This window comes from Streptomyces sp. NPDC031554 (assembly GCF_055580685.1).
Genome location: NZ_JBVIKX010000006.1, coordinates 43,599 through 62,741, shown reverse-complemented (window position 1 = coordinate 62,741; position 19,143 = coordinate 43,599). Strand labels below are relative to the sequence as shown.

Below are 19,143 nucleotides of genomic sequence, written 5' to 3'. Positions count from 1 at the left end.
GGCCGGTCGTACGGGGCGGGCGGAGTCGAGATCCTGCCGCACACCCCCGTTCACCGGTGGTGCCGGGCTCCTCGCTCCTCGCCCACCACCGGGCGCGCCGGGTGCGCCCCCGGTGGGGCGCCTTGCTGCCGCCGGAGGATGACGGGGAGGCACTGCCCGACGGGCCAGGGCCAGGGCCAGGGCTCGGGCTCGGTCCTGGGCTCGGGCTCGGTCCTGGGCGCACGCTCGGACCGGACGGAGTCCGTCTTCTCCGGGCAGGCCGTGCCCCCGGCCGAGCAGCAGCGGAGGCCCGCACCCGGCGTCCCGTGGAGGCCGTCGAGGCGGCGTGGGCCCTGCCCGACGGCGTTCGAGACGGCGGCCCGCGGTCCGGCGAGCGGCAGGCCCGCCACTGCCACCACCGCCGACGTCACCGTCGCCGTGGCGGGCGGTGCGGGTCTCGCCCGGTGTCGTGAGGGGGACGGCACGGTCGGTTCCTCTCCGCGGAAGTTGCGCAGACCCTAGAGAGGACTAGACCAGTACGTCAATAGGTATGGACCAATCGAGGGGCCGGCTCCCTGGTCACGGGCCGGGGCGCCGGGCGGTCCGGCCCGGACGCCCGCGCACCCCCTGTGAGCCACCCCACAGACGTCACCCGCATGGACGCGTACCGGGCGTGGCACACTGGCCCTGTACCTAAAGCAGCGCACTCCGGGGTCGGTGAAATTCCGAACCGGCGGTTACAGTCCGCGACCCGGCCGCTTCCAGCGGCCGGTTGACCAGGTGAAATTCCTGGACCGACGGTTAAAGTCCGGATGGGAGGCAGTGCGCGGCGGGCGGGCATTCGTGCGCGCCGCCGTACCCGAACTCGTCCGTGGACGAGTGCGTCCGGCGTCGCTCCCGGTGTGCTCACCCGCTGTCTTCTGTCGTCATCGACAGACCCCGGAGTCCGTGCCCCAATGAGGCAGGAGGACCCGGGAAGTGTTCACCGGAATCGTCGAAGAACTGGGTGAGGTCACCGCCGTCGAGGACCTCGGCGACGCCTCCCGCTTCCGACTGCGCGGCCCCGTCGTCACCGACGGCGCCAAGCACGGTGACTCCATCGCCGTCAACGGGGTCTGTCTCACCGTCGTCGAGCACGAGGGCGACGAGTTCACCGCCGACGTCATGGCCGAGACCCTGAAGCGGTCCAGCCTCGGCGCCCTCACCGCCGGCTCCCGCGTCAACCTCGAGCGGCCCACCGCCGTCGGCGCGCGCCTCGGCGGCCACATCGTGCAGGGCCACGTCGACGGCACCGGACGGGTGCTGGAGCGCACGCCCTCCGAGCACTGGGAGATCGTCAGGATCGCCCTGCCCGCCGACCTCGCCCGGTACGTCGTCGAGAAGGGGTCCATCACCGTCGACGGCATCAGCCTCACGGTCGTGGAGGCCGGAACCGACCACTTCACCGTCAGCCTCATCCCCACCACCCTCGCCCTGACCACCCTCGGCCTGAAACAGCCCGGCGACCCGGTCAACCTCGAGGTGGACATCGTCGCCAAGTACGTGGAACGACTGATGGCCGCCACCGGGGGAGCGGCGAAGTGAACTCCCTGAACTCCGAGGCCTTCGTCCTCCTCGACCAGCACATCCTCTGGTCGGACATGATCGGCAACATCTTCGGCCTGGCCGCGCTCGCACTCGGCTGGCGCCGGTCCCTCTGGAGCTGGCCGGTGCAGTTCCTCTCCGGCCTCATCCTCTTCGGCGCCTTCTTCGGCCACCTCACCGGCAGCGCCGGCAAGCAGGCCGTCGTCATGACCGTCGCCCTCTACGGCTGGTGGCAGTGGAACCGCGACCGCGGCGGATCCGCCGACGGCCACATCACCCCGCGCTTCGCCACCTGGCGCGAGCGCGCCGCCATGACCGGCGCCGCCACCGCCGGCACGGTCGCCGTGGCGCTCCTGTTCAAGGCCCACCCCGCCCTGTCCTGGGACCCCTGGCCCGACGCCTACATCTTCGTCGGCACCGTCGTCGCCATGTACGCCCAGGCCAAGGGCATGGTCGAGTTCTGGTTCGCCTGGCTCCTCGTCGACCTCGTCGGCGTCCCCCTGAACTTCGCCAACGGCTACGCCTTCTCCGGTTTCGTCTACGTCGTCTACGGCGCGCTCGTCCTGTGGGGCATGCGCGACTGGTGGCTGCGCTCCCGCAAGGGTCCGCGGCCCGCCCTGGAAGGAGCGCCCGCATGAGCGCCCACCCGTCCGCCACCCCCACGATCCCCTCCGTCCGCCACACCACCGACGACGTCGAGGAGTTCGTGCTCGACCCGATCGAGCGGGCCGTCGCCGACATCGCCGCCGGCCGCCCGGTCGTGGTCGTCGACGACGAGGACCGCGAGAACGAGGGCGACCTCGTCATCGCGGCCGAGAAGGCCACCCCCGAGATCGTCGCCTTCATGATGAGCGAGTGCCGCGGGCTGATCTGCGCCCCCATGGAGGGCGACGAACTCGACCGGCTCGAACTCCCGCAGATGGTCGCGGACAACACCGAGTCGATGAAGACCGCGTTCACCGTCTCCGTGGACGCCTCCGCCGCACACGGTGTGACCACCGGCATCTCCGCCGCCGACCGCGCCACCACCCTGCGGCTCCTGGCCGACGGCACCGCCGGATCCGGCGACCTCGTCCGCCCCGGCCACGTCTTCCCGCTGCGCGCCCGGCCCGGCGGCGTCCTCGTGCGCAACGGACACACCGAGGCCGCCGTCGACCTCGCCCGGCTCGCGGGCCTGCGCCCGGCCGGCGCCATCGTCGAGATCGCCGGCGAGGACGGCCGCATGCTCCGCCTGCCCGAGCTGATCCCCTTCGCCCGCAAGCACGGCCTGACGATCATCTCCATCGAGGACCTGATCGCCTACCGCCGCACCGCCGAGCCCACCGTCCGCCGCGAGGCCGAGACCCGCCTGCCCACCGTCCACGGGACCTTCACCGCGTACGGCTACCGCTCCACCGTCGACGGCGTCGAGCACGTCGCCCTCGTGCACGGCGAGATCGGCGACGGCCGCGACGTCCTCGTCCGCGTCCACTCCGAGTGCCTCACCGGGGACGTCTTCGGCTCCGCGCGCTGCGACTGCGGCCCCCAGCTCGACACCTCCCTGCAGCGCATCCAGTCCGAGGGCCGGGGCGTCGTGGTCTACCTGCGCGGACACGAGGGCCGCGGCATCGGCCTGCTGTCCAAACTGCGGGCGTACGAACTCCAGGAGCGCGGCCGCGACACCCTCGACGCCAACCTGGAGCTGGGCCTGCCCGCCGACGCCCGGGACTACGCGGCCGGCGCCCGGATCCTCGACGACCTCGGCGTCCGCAGCGTACGTCTGATGACGAACAACCCCGAGAAGACCGACGCGCTCACCCGGCACGGCATCGAGGTCGCCGCCCGCGAACCGATGCCCGTCCAGGCGGGCGAGCACAACCTCCGCTACCTGCGCACCAAGCGGGACCGGATGGGACACGACCTGCCCTGGCTGGACACGGCCCCCGTGTCCCCCTGCGGCAACCAGTAAGCACGGCAAGCACGGCACGAAGGAGAGACGTGAGCGGCAAGGGCGCACCGGAACTGTCCGTACGCGACGTGGGCGACCTCAGGGTCGCCGTCATCGCGGCGCAGTGGCACGAGAAGGTGATGGACGGTCTGGTCGACGGCGCCCTGCGCGCCCTGCACGACCTGGGCATCGACGAGCCGACCCTGCTCCGGGTGCCCGGCAGCTGGGAACTGCCGGTGGTCGCCAAGGTCCTCGCGGGCCGCGGTTACGACGCGATCGTCGCCCTCGGCGTCGTCATCCGGGGCGGGACCCCGCACTTCGAGTACGTGTGCCAGGGCGTCACCCAGGGCCTGACCCAGGTCTCGGTCGACACCGGCGTGCCCGTCGGCTTCGGCCTCCTGACCTGCGACACCGAGGAGCAGGCCCTGGACCGGGCCGGCATCGAGGGTTCCACCGAGGACAAGGGGCACGAGGCGGTGACGGCGGCGGTGGCGACGGCGGCCACCCTGCGCTCAGTATCCGAACCCTGGCGGTAGGCGGGCACGTACAACGGCTAGGGTGGGGTCACCATGTCCAAGAAGACGTTCGAGGAGCTGTTCACCGAGCTCCAGCAGAAGGCCGCCGACGGCGACCCCGCCACTTCCCGCACCGCAGAACTGGTCGGGAAGGGGGTCCATGCCATCGGCAAGAAGGTCGTCGAAGAGGCCGCCGAGGTCTGGATGGCCGCCGAGTACGAGGGCAAGGACGCCGCGGCCGAGGAGATCTCGCAGCTGCTGTACCACGTCCAGGTGATGATGGTCGCCCGCGGCATCTCGCTGGACGACGTCTACGCCCACCTGTAAGCCCCGCCCGCCCCCTCCCGAACAACACCACGCGAAGGAAGCCGACCTCATGCTGCGCATCGCCATCCCCAACAAGGGTTCCCTGTCCGGACCTGCGGGGGAGATGCTGCATGAGGCCGGCTACCAGCAGCGCCGCGAGTCCAAGGAACTGCGGATCGTCGACCCGGGGAACGAGGTCGAGTTCTTCTACCTCCGCCCCCGCGACATCGCGATCTACGTCTCCTCCGGCCGCCTCGACATCGGCATCACCGGCCGCGACCTGCTCGTCGACTCCGGCGCGGACGCCGAGGAGATCCTCCCGCTCGGCTTCGCCCGCTCCACCTTCCGCTTCGCCACCAAGCCCGGCACCGCCCGCGGCGTCGAGGACCTCAAGGGCATGACGGTCGCCACCTCCTACGAGGGGATCGTCGCGGGGCACCTCGCCGACCACGGCATCGACGCCTCCGTCGTCCACCTGGACGGCGCCGTCGAGACCGCCATCGAACTGGGCGTCGCCGAGGTCATCGCCGACGTCGTCGAGACCGGCACCTCCCTGCGCAACGCGGGCCTGGAGGTCATCGGCGAGCCCATCATGAAGTCCGAGGCCGTCGTCATCCGCCGGACCGGCGCCGACGTCGAGGAGCCCAAGGTGCAGCAGTTCCTGCGCCGCCTCCAGGGCGTCCTGGTCGCCCGGACGTACGTGATGATGGACTACGACTGCCGCGTCGAGCAGCTGGAGAAGGCCGTCGCGCTGACGCCCGGCCTGGAGTCGCCGACCGTCTCCCCGCTGCACAACGAGGGCTGGGTCGCCGTCCGCGCCATGGTCCCCGCCAAGGAGGCCCAGCGGATCATGGACGACCTGTACGACATCGGCGCCCGCGCCATCCTCACCACGGCCATCCACGCCTGCCGCCTCTGAGAACCCCGGGAAGATGTCCGACCAGCCCACGCTCCCCGTCACCTTCCGGCCGAGCCGCACCCGCGCGGTGCTCCTCTCGGCCGGAGCGGTGCTCTTCCTCGTCATCTCCGCCGTCGCCCTGCTCCTGGAGCTGGGACCGGGGGAGAGACTCAGCTTCGTCCTCACCGGCGCCCTCTGCTTCTGGGTGCCGGCCCAGCTGGCCCGGGTCAGGGTCGTCGCCGACGACTCCGGCATCACCGTGGTGAACATCGCGAGCAGGCGGCGCCTGGAGTGGGCCGAGATCCTCCGGGTCAACCTCCGGCAGGGAGACCCCTGGGTGTTCCTCGATCTCAGCGACGGCACCAGCCTGCCCGCCCTCGGCATCCAGCCGGGCATCGACAAGCAGCAGGCCATCGCCGACGCGCGCGCCCTGCGCGACCTCGTGGAGGCCCGGTCCGTGCACCGTCCCGACCGGGATCAGGGCTGACGCGGAGCGGGATCAGGGCTGACTCGGGGGCGTCCACCCTGCCGCTGACGCCCCTGTCGTGATTAATCTGGTGACGGAGGCGTCCCCTTTGCGCCTCCACCCCCGTCGTGCCCTGCCGGGCGCACGGGGGGTCCTGCTACCCGAGGAGTGACCCTCTCCGGCGATGGACGGTTCGTCCTGTAGTACCTGCGCCGCCCCCTCCACCACGGAGGCGGCGGCTTCATGACCATCCCCCTGCTGCTCCTGGCAGCCGCGTTCCTGCTCATCCTCGCCAACGGCTTCTTCGTGGCCGCCGAGTTCGGGCTCGTCACCGTCGAGCGCCAGGAAGCCGAGAAAGCCGCCGCCGACGGCGACCGACGGGCCCGTACGGTCGTCGAGTCGCTCAAGGAGCTGTCCTTCCAGCTCTCCGGCACCCAGCTCGGCATCACCATCACCTCCCTCGTCGTCGGCATGCTGGCCGAACCGGCGCTCGCCGAGCTCCTCGGCGCTCCCCTCAGCGCGATCGGCGTCCCGGAGGGCGCCGTCTCCGGGGTGGCCGTCGTCACCGGCATGCTGCTGGCCTCCGCCGTGCAGATGGTGATCGGTGAACTCGTGCCGAAGAACTGGGCGGTCTCCAGACCCCTGCAGGTCGCGCGCTTCGTCGCCGGCCCGCAGCACGCGTTCGCCCGCCTGTTCCGGCCGGTCATCGCCGGCCTCAACGCGGTCGCCAACCGGCTCGTGCGCGCCCTGGGCGTGGAGCCCACCGAGGAGCTGGCCTCCGCCCGCACCCCCGGCGAGCTGGTCTCCCTGGCCCGGCACTCCGCCCAGGCCGGCACGCTCGAACAGGACACGGCCGACCTCTTCGTGCGGACCCTGTCCCTGGCCGAGCTGACCGCGCAGCACGTGATGACCCCGCGGGTGAAGGTCAGCGCCCTCCAGACGTCGGCCACCGCCGAGGACGTGGTCAACCTGACCCGCGCCACCGGTCTGTCCCGCTTCCCCGTCTACCGCGAGAAGATCGACGAGGTCGTCGGCATGGTCCACCTCAAGGACGCCCTGGCCGTCCCCGTCCACGACCGGCTGCGCACCCCGCTCGGCCGGATCGCCCGCCCGGCCCTGCTGGTCCCCGAGACCCTGCCGGTACGGCCGCTGCTGGCCCGGCTGCGCAGCGAGCAGCCCATCGCCGTCGTCGTGGACGAGTACGGCGGCACGGCCGGCGTGGTGACCCTGGAGGACATCGTCGAGGAGATCGTCGGCGAGGTCCGCGACGAGCACGACGGCCTGGACATCCCCGAACTGGCCGCCGCCCCGCCCGAGGACGGCAGGCCCGCCTGGGACGCCGACGGCAGCTGCCGGGTCGACGCGCTCCGGCGCATCGGCCTCGACGCGCCCGAGGGACCCTACGAGACGGTCGCCGGGCTGGTCGCCGACCTGCTCGGCCGCATCCCGGCCGTCGGCGACCGGGCCGAGCTGCCCGGCTGGCGGCTGTCGGTCCGCCGCGTCGGCCACTACCGGGCCGAGCGGGTCAGGCTCGTCCGCACCGGAGTGGTCGTGGAGGTCGCCCGATGAGCGTGCTCCAACTCGTCTTCGCCGGCTTCCTCGTGCTCGCGAACGGCTTCTTCGTCGGCGCCGAGTTCGCCCTCGTCTCCGTCCGCCGCAGCCAGATCGAGCCGCTGGGCACCGCGCGGGCCCGCCAGGTCCTCCAGGGCCTGGAACACCTGCCGCAGATGATGGCCGCCGCCCAGTTCGGCATCACCATGTGCTCGCTGACCCTGGGCGCCGTCGCCGAGCCGACGGTGGCGCATCTGCTGGAGCCGGTCTTCGAGGGCGTCCACCTGCCGCACGGCATGATCCACCCGCTCGGTTACGTCATCGCCCTGGCGGCCGTGGTCTTCTTCCACCTCGTCGTCGGCGAGATGGTCCCGAAGAACCTCGCCATGGCGGCCCCGGAGAAGGCCGCGCTGTGGCTCGGCCCCGGCCTGGTCGCCTTCGCCCGCCTCTGCCGGCCGGTCACCGCCGGCCTCGGCGCCTGCGCCCAGGGCATCCTGCGCCTCTTCAGCGTCGAGCCCAAGGACGAGGTCGAGGCCGTCTTCACCAGCGAGCAGCTCAACCGGCTGGTGGAGGACTCCGGCCAGGCCGGCCTGCTCGATCCCGAGGAGCAGGAGCGGCTGGAGGACGCGCTGGAACTGGGCTCCCGTCCCGTCACCGACGTCCTGCTCGGGCGCGAGTCGCTGGTGACGGTCCCGCCGTCGGTCACCCCCGGGCAGATCGTCGCCCTCACCGCCCGCACCGGGTACTCCCGCTTCCCCGTCGCCGCGGAGAACGGCGCCTTCATGGGCTACCTCCACGTGAAGGACGTCCTCGACCTCGAGGAGTCCGACCGGGCGGTGCCCCAGCAGGTGTGGCGCCCGATGACGACGCTCCGCTCCGAACTGCCGCTGGACGACGCGCTGACGGTGATGCGGCGGGCGGCGACGCACCTGGCGCAGGTCGCCGACGCCTCGGGCCGGGTGCTCGGGCTGGTCGCCCTGGAGGACGTCCTGGAGCTGCTGGTGGGCGAGGTGACCGACCCCGCCCACCGGGACTACCCCGAGGTGGTGATGGCGACCTAGCCGGTCGCCGGGGGCGGAGGCCGTACGCGCCCCCGGCGGACCCGCGCAGGTGTGCCTAGGCCGGGTCCTGCGGTCCCCGTCCCGACAGCACCTCGCCGTACGCCTGCATCAGGTCCGGCAACCGCAGTGTCGACAGGTCGTCCCGGGTCAGGGTCCCCGGGTACGTGGACAGCCGCAGGTCCCGGTAGGCGCAGCTCTTCTCGTACAGGGTCCGCAGGAACCGTCCGTTGCCCAGCTCGTCGATCCACCCCTGGTCCACCACGTGTCCGGCGATCGACCGCAGCTCGTCCAGGGCCTCCTCGTCCCACACGTCCCCGTCGTCCGCCGCGAGCACCTCACCGATCGAGGTCAGTTCGAGAGGCCGGTACGAGGGGAAGTCGACGCGGGTCGTGAAGCGGGACGACAGTCCGGGGTTCGCCGCCAGCAGCCGGTCCATGCCCTCCGGGTAGCCGGCCAGGATCACCACCAGGTGGTCCCGGTTGTCCTCGGCCCGCTTCAGGAGCACCTGCAGGGCCTCGTCCCCGTAGGCGTCCCCCTTGCCGTAGCCGGAGTTGGACAGGGAGTAGGCCTCGTCCACGAACAGGACGCCGCCCAGCGCGGAGTCGATCAGTTCGTTGGCCTTCACCGCGGTCTGTCCCAGGTACTCGCCGACCAGGTCGGCCCGCTGTGCCTCCACGAGGTGGTCGCCGCCCAGCAGGCCGAGGGCGTAGAAGACGCGGCCGAGGATGCGGGCCACCGTGGTCTTGCCGGTCCCGGAGGGGCCGGAGAAGACGAAGTGCCGTTTCGGCGGCTGGACCGGGAGTCCTTGGCCGGCCCGCAGCCGCGCCATGTTCAGCTGCGCCGACAGGGCCTTGACCTGCCGCTTCACCGGTTCCAGACCCACCATGCGCTCCAGCTCGGTGAGCGCCTCCTCCAGTAACGTCGGGTCGGTGGGACCGGCCGGCAGGACCGGGGGCACGACGGTCTTCTGGCGCACGGCCGGGTCGGGGACGGTCGGGGCGGGACCCACGGGCGGCAGGTCGGAGAGGTCGCCGAGCTTCAGGTCCCGGCCCTCGGTGCCGAACAGCGGGTCCAGGAGGTCCGGCCCGTCCCCGGCGTCCTGGCCGATCCCGGCCAGGGTGACGGACGCCAGGTCGCCGGTGTCGTCGTAGCCGTCGCCCTCGGCGATCGCGGCGAGCCGGGCCGAGGTGTCCATGAAGGCGGGGTCGACCCGGTGCACGGCCCGGTACAGGGGGAGCGCGGCGGCGGAACGGCCGGTGCCCTCGTGCGCGCGGGCCAGCCAGTACCGCAACTCCTTGCGCTGCGGCTGCTCGCTGCGGCAGCGCATGAGCGCCGTCGACAGCAGCGGCTCGGCCTGCCCGTACATCTCCAGCCGGACCCGGGCCATGCCGCCGAACAGACCGGCCTCGATGCCGAGGAGGGGGTCGTCGAGGAGGGAGTCGGTGTGCCGGACCAGCTGCTCCCAGTCCTTGACCAGATAGGCGCGGCAGGCGTGCAGGAAGCGGACGTGATGGTCGGCGTCGACGGGCGGAAGGCCCGCCAGCGCCCGGTCCAGCTCGGGCACGTGCCGGCCGTCCAGCCAGTGCGAGGCGTGCGCGAGGAGCAGGTCACGGGGGCTCTCCAGCACGGGCTGCACCCACCAGCCGAGCCAGTACCAGGAGTTGAGGGTGCGGCGGTGCCGGACGCGCTGCTCGCCGAAGCGCTCCCGGTGCCGGAACATCCTGAGCAGCGCGGTCGTCGTGTCGACGCGCAGCGCGTGCAGCCCGAGCCAGCCGTCGGCCATGCCGGGATCGATCCGCACCGCGGCGCGGAACTCCTCCTCCGCCTGCGGATACGCGCCCATGGTGTAGGCGTCCACGCCTCGTAGCCAGGCGAGGTCGGCCGGGGCCTCGGGGCCCCGCGTGCCGAAGTCCATCACGTCCCCCACGAACCGTGCCCCCGTCGGTATGCCACCGGGCCGGAGCCCATCGGCTGCGATGGTCGAACCGCTGTGCCGCGGACCGGAGTTGCCAGGTGCGCACAGCGGTCGTCCACAGGTCGCACCGAGGGCATCGTACCTGCGGGGGAGGACCTGCCGAAGGGCGCCGCAAGGCCTGTTCGGCGAGGTGGGAGCAGAGGGGGCGCACCGTCGCACGGTGACCCTGGGTGATCGGAAGGCGGCGCGGGGCGCCGGTGAAACGGCCCGAAAGCGGTGTGCGGGCAGAACGAAGCCCCCGATCACGGGGGAACAACCGGGGGCTTCGCGACTGCGGGGCGGCTTCCAGCGCCGCACATCGAGAACGTAAGTCCTGTACGGACCCTCGGTCAAGCCGAGTTGGAGCACTTGGCGAAGTTCGCATGCAGGGACCTTCACACTTTCACCACACAGCAGGCGGCCACTCACCCTGTGTGACGTGGCGGTGCGCTCAACGCGTTCCCGAGGGCCCCGGCAGCACCTCGTACCCCTGCGGCGACTGCCGCACCAGACCGTGCGCGTACGGCCTCGACGGGTCCCCGGCGAAATGTCGCGCCTCCGCCTCGACCCAGCCGTCCCAGAACTCCCGCTGGTCCTCGCCGTCCCGGGACCGCCCGCGAGCCCAGGCCTCCTCGCGCGGCAGCTCCATCCACAGCAGACGGGCCAGGTGCGGCCGCAGGGCGCGGCGGCCGGCGCCCACCCCCTCGACCAGGATCACGGGGGCCGGGGGGAGCGGGCGGGGCGGGCCGAACCCGCGGGCGCGCCAGTCGTAGGGGGCGTAGTGCGCCGTCTCGCCGCGGCCGAGCGGCTCGATCACCTCGGCCAGCAGCCGCCCGGTCCACGCGAACGGTTCGTCGTGGGTCGCGATGTCGTCCAGGTGCAGCACCGGTGCTCCGCCCGACACCTCGGCCAGCCGCCCCGCGAACGTGGACTTGCCCGAACCGGCGTGCCCGTCGACGCCGATCAGGCGGACCGGGCCGCAGGACGGCGGCAGGCTGCGGAGCCGGGAGGCGAGCTGGCGGATGACGGTTCCTGGCGGTGGAGGTGGCGGTGGCGGGGACGAAGCCGAGGCCGGGGCCGGGGCGGGGCCGGTCAAGTCTAGCGGCGCGGGCCGGCCCTCCCGCAGGTCACGTCAGTGGACCGGGCCCACATTGCCGGGCGCGGCACGGGCGGAAGTGCTGGCGGGTCCGCCCGCCTCCCGCCATAGTTGGCGCACACCGCACACCGCACACCGGACCCGCTCCGCCCCGGACACCCTGGGAGTCTTTCGCTCATGAGCAGAGCCGAACAGCCGTCCAGGAGGGCCGAACAGCTCTCCGACCGAACCGACCAGCCGTCCCGCAGGACGCTCCTCGCCGCCGCGGTCGTCGCCGCCGTGGCGGGCGGTGCGGCCCCCGCGGTGGCCGAGGCCGCCGTTCCGGCCGGGCCCGCGGGCCCGGACACGCTGCCGGGCGCGGCACCGGGAACGGGACGGGGCGCGGCCCCGGACCGCCCGGTGGAGTACCACTCCTGGACCACCCGCACCGACTGGCGCTCCGGCACCGCCGCGGGCACCCGGGCCGTCGCCGGCGTCCGGCCCGGGCTGGTCCTCGCGACCCCGGCCGGGACCACCGACTACACGGACCCGCACACCGGCACCACCGCCGCCTGGGAGTACGCGACCTGGACCTCCCCCGCCCACCGGTTCGCCGTCCCCGCCACCGAGGTGATCGCCTCCTGGAACGCCGGGACACCGGCCGGCACCTGGCTCCAGGTCGAGCTGAAGGCCGGGTACTCCGACGGCACGGCCACCCCCTGGTACGTGATGGGCCGGTGGGCCGCCGGGGACCAGGACATCAAGCGGACCTCCGTCGACGGCCAGACCGACGGCAGGAGCACCGTGTGGACGGACACCCTCGCGGTCGACGACGCGGCCACGGGCCTGCGCCTGACGACGTACCGGCTGCGCCTGACCCTCCACCGCAGGCCCGGCACGAAGCTCACCCCGACCGTGTGGCGGGCGGGCGCGGCGGGCTCCGACGTCCCGGACCGCTTCACCGTCCCGGCCTCGGTGCCGGGGATCGCGCGGGAGCTGACCGTCCCGCGCTACTCGCAGGAGATCCACGCGGGGCAGTACCCCGAGTACGACAACGGCGGCGAGGCCTGGTGCAGCCCCACCTCCTCGCAGATGATCGTCGAGTACTGGGGCGGCCGCCTCACACCGGAGCAACTGGCCTGGGTCGACCCCGCGTACGCCGACCCGCAGGTGTGCCACGCGGCCCGCCACACCTTCGACCACCAGTACGAAGGCTGTGGCAACTGGCCGTTCAATGCGGCCTACGCCGCCACGTTCGAGGGCCTCCAGGGTGTGGTGACCCGGCTCACCTCCCTCACCGACCTGGAGACGCTGGTCGCGGCCGGCATCCCGGCCATCACGTCGCAGTCCTTCCTGAAGGAGGAGCTGACGGGCGCCGGGTACGGCACCTCCGGTCACCTGATGACGGTGATCGGCTTCACCGCGGACGGCGACGTGATCGCCAACGACCCGGCCTCGCCGAGCGATCCGGCGGTGCGGCGCGTCTACCGGCGGCGGGAGTTCGAGAACATCTGGCTGCGGACCAAGCGGTACGACGCGAGCGGCAAGGTCGCGTCGGGCACCGGGGGTGTCTGCTACCTCTACTTCCCGGCGCGTCCGAGCGCGCTCCAGCGCGGGGCGCTCGCGGCGGTCGGCGTGCGCTGAGCCCCGCCCCGCACGCCGGCGGTCCCCGTCGTCACGGTCCCCGTCGCGGCGGGGGCCGTCCGCGTGTGAGCAAGCTCTCGGCCGCACATGCCTCGTACGGTGGCAAGGTGGACGGATCGGGGGAAGCCCGCCGTCCACCGCACGTACGACCGTCAGCGAGAGACCATCATGACCGCACACGCCGCCACCGCCGCTGCCGCCCGCACCCGTACCGGCGGTCCCCAGGACGACGGTCCGAACGTCTTCGAGCACGTCATGGGATGGATCCTGGTCGTCGTCGTGGCGATGCTCGTGACCCAGCTGGGCCTCGTCTGACGCCTGCGCGGGAGAGCCGTCCGCGCTCCGGGCCCGCCGCGTCCGGCCCCGGTTCGACCTGACATACTGACGTCGTCCCGCCGAGCGTTGGAGCCAGGGTCGACCTTGAACATCAGCCAGCAGCGTGACGCGTCCCGCCCCCGGGTGCGCGGCACCGAACGCTCACTGGCGCGTCGCGCCGAACTCATCGCCATCGGGCGCAGGTTGTTCGCCGACACGTCCTACGACGCGCTCTCCATGGACGACATAGCCCGGCAGGCGCACGTCGCCAAGGGGCTGATCTACTACTACTTCCACTCCAAGCGCGGCTACTACCTGGCGATCATCCAGGACTCCGTCGCCGACCTGGTCTCGTTCGCGGCGAGAGGCATGGAACTGCCCCAGGCGGACCGGGTCCACCGCACGATCGACGGCTACCTCCGCTTCGCCGAGCACCACCAGGCCGCCTACCGCACGATCGTCAGCGGCGGCGTCGGCTTCGACGCCGAGGTGCACGCCATCCGGGACGAGGTGCGCGAGGCGATCGTGGCCACCATCGCCGAGGGCGCCTACGGCCGCAGCGACATCCCGGCGCTGCCCCGCATGAGCCTGCTGTCCTGGGTGTGCAGCGTGGAGGGCGCCACCCTCGACTGGATCGGCCGTCCCGAACTCTCCCGCGAGACCATGCGCGACCTCCTGGTGAAGACCCTGGGCGGTGCCCTGCGCGCCGTCGAGGAGCTCGACGCCGCCTTCCCGGCCCCCAAGCCGGCCCGACGCGAGCCCTGAACCGCCGCCGGACCGGTCGCGGTGCCCCCGGGCGAACCCGGTCCGGCCGCCGGAGGACCGCGGGCACCCGGAGCGGGAGTGTCTCTTCTCCGGCTCGCGCTGCTCCCCGGGCCCCCCGGGCCGTCAGGGAAGACGACGGCCGGATCGTCGACGGGATCAGGGCCCGAGTGACCCGCGCGAGGCCGAGGTCCCGCGGATCGTCGAGGGCGCGGACCAGGTCCGGCGCACGGTCGTCGCCCGGCGGCCGCCGGGTCCGAGGACCCGCCGGACCGGCCCGGCCGTACCGGGGGCGCCACCAGCCGCACCCGCTCCGGGTCCCGCCGGCCGGGCAGGGCACGGCCCCGGCCGGCCCGGGAACGCATCGTGTCCCGGTGGATCGGGGGTCCTGCGGGGGCGGCGGAGCCGACCGCGCCGCCGCGGGGACGGGGACGGACACGTGGTGGTGACGCCCGGACGCCCGACGGGTGGGGTCACACCGGGGCGACGCGAGCGCGTGACGCCGGGTCACGGCTCGCACCCTCGTACGTGGGTCCGGGAAGTGTCCCCGGCGCCAACCGCAGGGATGCCACCGTTCCCTGATGTGCCGTCACATCCCCCTCGCGGGACCGGAGTCCGGCCGTTCGGGGCATGCCGGTCACGGGCCACGGCCGGGCTGCGGCCGTGACGCGGGACGGTCGGGGAAGCCGGGCGGAAGCGCTCAGGCGGCGTGGCGGCGCGGTGCGGGCACCCGCATCGGGCGCGAGGCCGGTCCGCCCACGTGCGAGAAGGGCTGCATGCGCCAGTCCAACCCCTGAGGAAGCGTCAACAGCAGTGCCGTCTCCTGCTCCTGGAGCTCCACCGACTCGTCCGCGGGACGGGCCTCGGCCGCCGCGCGGCCCGTACCGGCGCAGACCGTGAGACCGAAGGGGTTCCACGGCGACGCGCACAGCGCGTGCTCCGGCAGGACCTCCTCGTCCGCCAGCAGGGCGATGGGCTGCGCGCAGTCCGGGCAGATCACCCGGTACATCTCGAAGGTGTCGTAGGCGTCGAACTCGTAGGAGTCGCCGCCGTCGTCGAGGCCGTCGTAGCCGTCGGGTTCGACGCCCTCCGGCTCGGACTCGACGACGGCGGGCTGGAACCGCTTGGGCGCGGTGCGACCAGGACGCTTAAGGCTCTGCATGGGATTCTCCCCCTCGGGCTGGGCCGTTCAGGCACTGCGGCCTCGACCACAGCAAGCACTTCCCAGCGCTCCGCGGCGGTAATCACGGGACCATCACGAAGACTTCGCGCGACCTGTGGTGTTGGTCACATGCCATGCGCAGATGCCGGTCGGACCGTACCGTTCACCACATCACGAACCGGTATGGCCTGGGCTGTATACGTATACGAAGAGATCGCGCGCCCTGTAAGTTCTTGCGCCATGGAGGAGCTGGACCGACAGATCGTGCAGCTGCTCGTCAAGGACGGGCGGATGAGTTACACCGACCTGGGCAAGGCCACGGGCCTGTCCACGTCGGCCGTGCACCAGCGGGTACGCCGGCTGGAACAGCGCGGCGTGATCCGGGGGTACGCGGCAGTCGTCGACGCCGAGGCCGTCGGGCTGCCCCTGACCGCCTTCATCTCGGTGAAACCCTTCGACCCCAGCGCGCCCGACGACATCGCCGACCGGCTCGCCGGGGTGCCCGAGATCGAGGCCTGTCACAGCGTGGCCGGCGACGAGAACTACATCCTCAAGGTGCGGGTGGCCACCCCGCACGAACTGGAGGAACTGCTGGGCCGGTTGCGGGCCCTCGCCGGAGTCTCCACGCGCACCACGGTCGTGCTGTCCACCCCGTACGAGGCCCGCCCGCCCCGGATCTGAGGACCGGCGCCCCGGACGCGCCCCGAGCGCCCCGAGCGCTCCGTGCGCTCCGTGCGAAGGGGTCCCCCGTGCTGGCCGGCCGGGGCGAGGTACGAGACTGGTGTCATGAGCGAGCGCACCCCCGACCCGAAGACCGTCCTGCTCCGCCGAGGAGAGGTCCACAGCCCCGCCGACCCGTTCGCGACCGCGATGGTCGTCGAGCGCGGCCAGGTGGCCTGGGTCGGTTCCGAGGGCGCGGCCGACGCCTTCGCGGACGGCGTCGACGAGGTGGTCGACCTGGACGGAGCCCTGGTCACCCCCGCCTTCACCGACGCCCACGTCCACACCACCTCCACGGGTCTCGCCCTGACCGGCCTCGACCTGTCGGCCGTGCCCTCCCTGGAGGCGGCCCTCGCCCGGGTGCGGGACTTCGCCGCGGCCCGGCCCCGGGACACGGTCCTCCTCGGCCACGGCTGGGACGCCGCGCGCTGGCCCGGCGGCCGCCCCCCGACACGCGCCGAACTGGACGAGGCCACCGGCGGCCGCCCCCTCTACCTGTCCCGCATCGACGTCCATTCCGCGGTCGTCACCACGGCCCTGCTGGAGATGACCCCGGGCGTCGGTGCGACGGACGGTCCGGGAGAGGCCCCGCTCACCGCCGCCGCCCACCACGCCGTCCGCGCCGCGGCGTTCGCAGCCGTGACGCCGGCGCAGCGCACCGAGGCCCAGCGGGCCGCCCTCGCGCACGCCGCCTCGCTCGGCATCGGCTCGGTCCACGAGTGCGCCGGCCCCGAGATCTCCTCCGAGGAGGACTTCACCGCCCTGCTGCGGCTGGCCGCCGAGGAACCGGGGCCGCGGGTCGTCGGCTACTGGGCGGAGCGCGACGCCGACAAGGCGCGCGCGCTGGGCGCCCTCGGCGCGGCCGGGGACCTCTTCGTCGACGGCGCCCTCGGCTCCCACACCGCCTGCCTGCACGACCCGTACCGCGACGCCGCCCACACCGGCACCGCCTACCTGGACGCCGCCGCGGTCGCCGCGCACGTCACGGACTGCACCGAGGCGGGCCTCCAGGCGGGCTTCCACGCCATCGGCGACGCCGCCGTCACCGCCGTCGTCGAGGGCGTGCGCGCGGCGGCGGACAAGGTGGGCCTGGCCCGCGTGCGTGCCGCCCGCCACCGCGTCGAGCACGCCGAGATGCTCACCCCCGAGACGATCGCCGCCTTCGCCGAACTCGGCCTGACCGCCTCCGTCCAGCCCGCCTTCGACGCCCTGTGGGGAGGCGAGGACGGCATGTACGCGCAGCGCCTGGGCGCCGAGCGGGCCCGTTCCCTCAACCCGTTCGCCGCTCTGCTGCGGGCCGGTGTCCCCCTCGCCTTCGGCTCCGACAGCCCCGTGACCCCCCTCGACCCGTGGGGCACGGTCCGGGCCGCCGCCTTCCACCGCACGCCCCGGCACCGGATCTCCGTGCGCGCCGCCTTCACCGCCCACACCCGGGGCGGCTGGCGGGCCGTCGGACGTGACGACGCCGGTGTCCTGGTGCCGGGCGCGCCCGCCGACTACGCCGTCTGGCGTACCGGAGCCCTGGTCGTGCAGGCCCCGGACGACCGCGTCGCCCGCTGGTCCACCGACCCCCGCTCGGGCACTCCCGGTCTGCCCGACCTCACGCCCGGCGCCGACCTGCCCGAGTGCCTGCGCACGGTGGTCGGCGGACGGACGGTGTTCGCGCGACCGGGTGAGTGATCCACCGGGGCGGCGCGGAGGATCAGCGGAAGATCACCCGTCCGCACCGCGTCCCCCGGGGGTCGCCTTCCGACCGTTGACCAGCGTGTTGTCCGAAGAGTCGCAGGTCGAACGACTGTTGACAGCCGCCCGCGGGGGGCCGGTAGGTTCGGCCGGGTCCACCACCGGACGCCCCGCCGGGGAACGTCCGCGCACTCGCCGGTGCGCCGCTGGGTCAGGGACGGCGCGCCGCACCGTGCGCGCCGCCGCTGGGAGCCAGGCGCAGCGCCGCACCAGGGCGAGGGAGCGTTCCGGCCGGTCGGGGCGGTGCGACCCGGGTGGGGCCCGGACGCTCAGTAGACAACGGCTTCAGGTCGACCCGCAGCCGGCGGGTCCCAGGTCGGCCCGAAGGGCGCCGGGCCCCCCTCCGCGGGACCGCACGGGCACACCTCCCGGCGATACGCTTGGTCATACAAGCCCAAAAGCGCATGCATACCCCGCTTTTGCGGAAACGACACCACCATACGAACGTCCTGTCGCGTCACCCCAGGCTGCGGCCACTATGGTGGACCCCTGCGTACGGACACGAAGGGGCAGCAGTGAACGACGGCGACGCGACTCGCGCGGCACAGGACCGGGAGAGGAAGTTCGGTCCGCTGGGTACGGCGTTGGTGATCATTCCGACCTTCAACGAGGCGGAGAACATCAAGAGCATCGTCGGCCGGGTGCGCGAGGCCGTCCCCGAGGCGCACGTCCTCGTGGCCGACGACAACAGCCCCGACGGCACCGGTGAACTCGCCGACGAGCTGGCCGCCGAGGACGACCACGTCCAGGTGCTGCACCGCAAGGGCAAGGAGGGCCTCGGCGCTGCCTACCTGGCGGGCTTCCGCTGGGGCCTGGAGAACGGCTACGGCGTCCTGGTCGAGATGGACGCCGACGGCTCCCACCAGCCCGAGGAACTGCCCCGTCTGCTCACCGCGCTCAAAGGCGCCGACCTCGTGCTCGGCTCCCGCTGGGTGCCGGGCGGCCGGGTCGTGAACTGGCCCCGGTCCCGCGAGATCATCTCCCGCGGCGGCAGCCTCTACTCGCGCCTGGCCCTCGACCTGCCGCTGCGCGACATCACCGGCGGGTACCGCGCCTTCCGGCGCGAGACCCTCGAAGGCCTCGGTCTCGACGAGGTCGCCTCGCAGGGCTACTGCTTCCAGGTCGACCTCGCCCGCCGGGCGGTCAAGGCGGGCTACCACGTCGTCGAGGTGCCCATCACCTTCGTCGAGCGCGAGCTGGGCGACTCCAAGATGAGCCGCGACATCCTCGTGGAGGCCCTGTGGCGGGTCACGGCCTGGGGCGTGGGAGAACGCGTCGGCAAGATCGCCGGCCGCACGGGCGGGCAGGAGCAGGCACAGCCCCCGGCGCAGCCGTCCCCGGCACCGCCCGCCCCGTCCACTCCGTCGCCGCAGCAGCCCTCGCAGTCCTGACCCCGGACACGGCGCCCGGCCCGGCATCGCCCGGCGGATCGCGCGGGAACGGCTGATCGACCCCTTATGCCGCTCTGAGCCGGGGCCAGG

General features: G+C 73.1%; 18 protein-coding genes and 1 riboswitch. Of the genes, 15 read left to right on the top strand and 3 right to left on the bottom strand.

All coding sequences use genetic code 11. The features are described from left to right. The first annotated feature begins 678 nt into the window (after positions 1 to 678). Positions 679 to 809: riboswitch (FMN riboswitch) on the top strand. Positions 810 to 957: 148 nt separating this feature from the next. From ACZ5FU_RS17585 to ACZ5FU_RS17545, 9 genes are all read left to right on the top strand, one after another. Continuing rightward, positions 958 to 1,563, top strand: coding sequence for a riboflavin synthase (locus ACZ5FU_RS17585; RefSeq protein WP_451528942.1), 606 nt, complete (start codon positions 958 to 960; stop codon positions 1,561 to 1,563). Beyond that, entirely contained in the window at positions 1,560 to 2,201 is a 642-nt protein-coding gene (locus ACZ5FU_RS17580) for a nicotinamide mononucleotide transporter family protein (protein ID WP_451528943.1), read from the top strand. Before ACZ5FU_RS17585 ends, ACZ5FU_RS17580 begins: the two co-directional genes overlap by 4 nt. Further along, positions 2,198 to 3,511: a bifunctional 3,4-dihydroxy-2-butanone-4-phosphate synthase/GTP cyclohydrolase II gene (locus ACZ5FU_RS17575; RefSeq protein ID WP_451528944.1), complete on the top strand. Its 1,314-nt coding sequence runs from the start codon at positions 2,198 to 2,200 to the stop codon at positions 3,509 to 3,511. The genes ACZ5FU_RS17580 and ACZ5FU_RS17575 overlap by 4 nt, the downstream gene beginning before the upstream one ends. Positions 3,512 to 3,540: 29 nt before the next feature. Next, positions 3,541 to 4,026, top strand: coding sequence for a 6,7-dimethyl-8-ribityllumazine synthase (gene ribH, locus ACZ5FU_RS17570; RefSeq protein ID WP_451528945.1), 486 nt, complete (start codon positions 3,541 to 3,543; stop codon positions 4,024 to 4,026). Between the two features lie 33 nt (positions 4,027 to 4,059). Then, on the top strand, positions 4,060 to 4,332 hold the full coding sequence (locus tag ACZ5FU_RS17565) for a phosphoribosyl-ATP diphosphatase (protein WP_356280403.1): 273 nt from the start codon (positions 4,060 to 4,062) through the stop codon (positions 4,330 to 4,332). Between the two features lie 49 nt (positions 4,333 to 4,381). Continuing rightward, entirely contained in the window at positions 4,382 to 5,230 is an 849-nt protein-coding gene (gene hisG, locus ACZ5FU_RS17560; RefSeq protein WP_468645595.1) for an ATP phosphoribosyltransferase, read from the top strand. 13 nt (positions 5,231 to 5,243) lie between these two features. Further along, a complete protein-coding gene (locus ACZ5FU_RS17555) occupies positions 5,244 to 5,696 on the top strand; it encodes a PH domain-containing protein (RefSeq protein WP_451528947.1) in 453 nt (150 codons plus the stop codon). 222 nt (positions 5,697 to 5,918) lie between these two features. Continuing rightward, the gene (locus tag ACZ5FU_RS17550; protein ID WP_451528948.1) at positions 5,919 to 7,244 is read left to right on the top strand and encodes a hemolysin family protein; all 1,326 of its coding nucleotides are present in this window, start codon (positions 5,919 to 5,921) and stop codon (positions 7,242 to 7,244) included. Then, the gene (locus ACZ5FU_RS17545) at positions 7,241 to 8,287 is read left to right on the top strand and encodes a hemolysin family protein (RefSeq protein WP_451528949.1); all 1,047 of its coding nucleotides are present in this window, start codon (positions 7,241 to 7,243) and stop codon (positions 8,285 to 8,287) included. Before ACZ5FU_RS17550 ends, ACZ5FU_RS17545 begins: the two co-directional genes overlap by 4 nt. 55 nt (positions 8,288 to 8,342) lie before the next feature. On the opposite strand, the gene ACZ5FU_RS17540 is transcribed toward ACZ5FU_RS17545, so the two are convergent. Both ACZ5FU_RS17540 and ACZ5FU_RS17535 read right to left on the bottom strand, forming a co-directional pair. Further along, the gene (locus tag ACZ5FU_RS17540) at positions 8,343 to 10,202 is read right to left on the bottom strand and encodes an AAA family ATPase (protein ID WP_451528950.1); all 1,860 of its coding nucleotides are present in this window, start codon (positions 10,200 to 10,202) and stop codon (positions 8,343 to 8,345) included. 490 nt (positions 10,203 to 10,692) lie between these two features. Then, positions 10,693 to 11,337, bottom strand: coding sequence for a uridine kinase family protein (locus ACZ5FU_RS17535; RefSeq protein ID WP_451528951.1), 645 nt, complete (start codon positions 11,335 to 11,337; stop codon positions 10,693 to 10,695). Positions 11,338 to 11,514: 177 nt separating this feature from the next. Between ACZ5FU_RS17535 and ACZ5FU_RS17530 the strand changes: the two genes are divergently transcribed. The 3 genes from ACZ5FU_RS17530 to ACZ5FU_RS17520 all read left to right on the top strand — a co-directional run bounded on the left by ACZ5FU_RS17530 (position 11,515) and on the right by ACZ5FU_RS17520 (position 14,040). Then, the gene (locus ACZ5FU_RS17530) at positions 11,515 to 12,960 is read left to right on the top strand and encodes a peptidase C39 family protein (protein ID WP_451528952.1); all 1,446 of its coding nucleotides are present in this window, start codon (positions 11,515 to 11,517) and stop codon (positions 12,958 to 12,960) included. 168 nt (positions 12,961 to 13,128) lie between these two features. Then, positions 13,129 to 13,275, top strand: a complete 147-nt coding sequence (locus ACZ5FU_RS17525; protein ID WP_451528953.1) for an SCO1431 family membrane protein — start codon at positions 13,129 to 13,131, stop codon at positions 13,273 to 13,275. Between the two features lie 105 nt (positions 13,276 to 13,380). Next, positions 13,381 to 14,040 carry a TetR/AcrR family transcriptional regulator gene (locus ACZ5FU_RS17520; protein WP_451528954.1) on the top strand — a complete coding sequence of 220 codons (660 nt, stop codon included), beginning with the start codon at positions 13,381 to 13,383 and terminating at the stop codon, positions 14,038 to 14,040. Positions 14,041 to 14,737: 697 nt separating this feature from the next. On the opposite strand, the gene ACZ5FU_RS17515 is transcribed toward ACZ5FU_RS17520, so the two are convergent. Further along, a complete protein-coding gene (locus ACZ5FU_RS17515) occupies positions 14,738 to 15,199 on the bottom strand; it encodes a hypothetical protein (protein ID WP_451528955.1) in 462 nt (153 codons plus the stop codon). A gap of 240 nt (positions 15,200 to 15,439) precedes the next feature. On the opposite strand from ACZ5FU_RS17515, the gene ACZ5FU_RS17510 reads away from it, so the two are divergent. The 3 genes from ACZ5FU_RS17510 (at position 15,440) to ACZ5FU_RS17500 (ending at position 19,053) form a co-directional block, all read left to right on the top strand. Beyond that, on the top strand, positions 15,440 to 15,880 hold the full coding sequence (locus tag ACZ5FU_RS17510; protein WP_363091426.1) for an Lrp/AsnC family transcriptional regulator: 441 nt from the start codon (positions 15,440 to 15,442) through the stop codon (positions 15,878 to 15,880). Between the two features lie 105 nt (positions 15,881 to 15,985). Beyond that, positions 15,986 to 17,599, top strand: coding sequence for an amidohydrolase (locus ACZ5FU_RS17505; protein WP_451781274.1), 1,614 nt, complete (start codon positions 15,986 to 15,988; stop codon positions 17,597 to 17,599). Between the two features lie 578 nt (positions 17,600 to 18,177). Further along, positions 18,178 to 19,053, top strand: a complete 876-nt coding sequence (locus tag ACZ5FU_RS17500) for a polyprenol monophosphomannose synthase (protein WP_451528957.1) — start codon at positions 18,178 to 18,180, stop codon at positions 19,051 to 19,053. Positions 19,054 to 19,143: the final 90 nt, after the last annotated feature.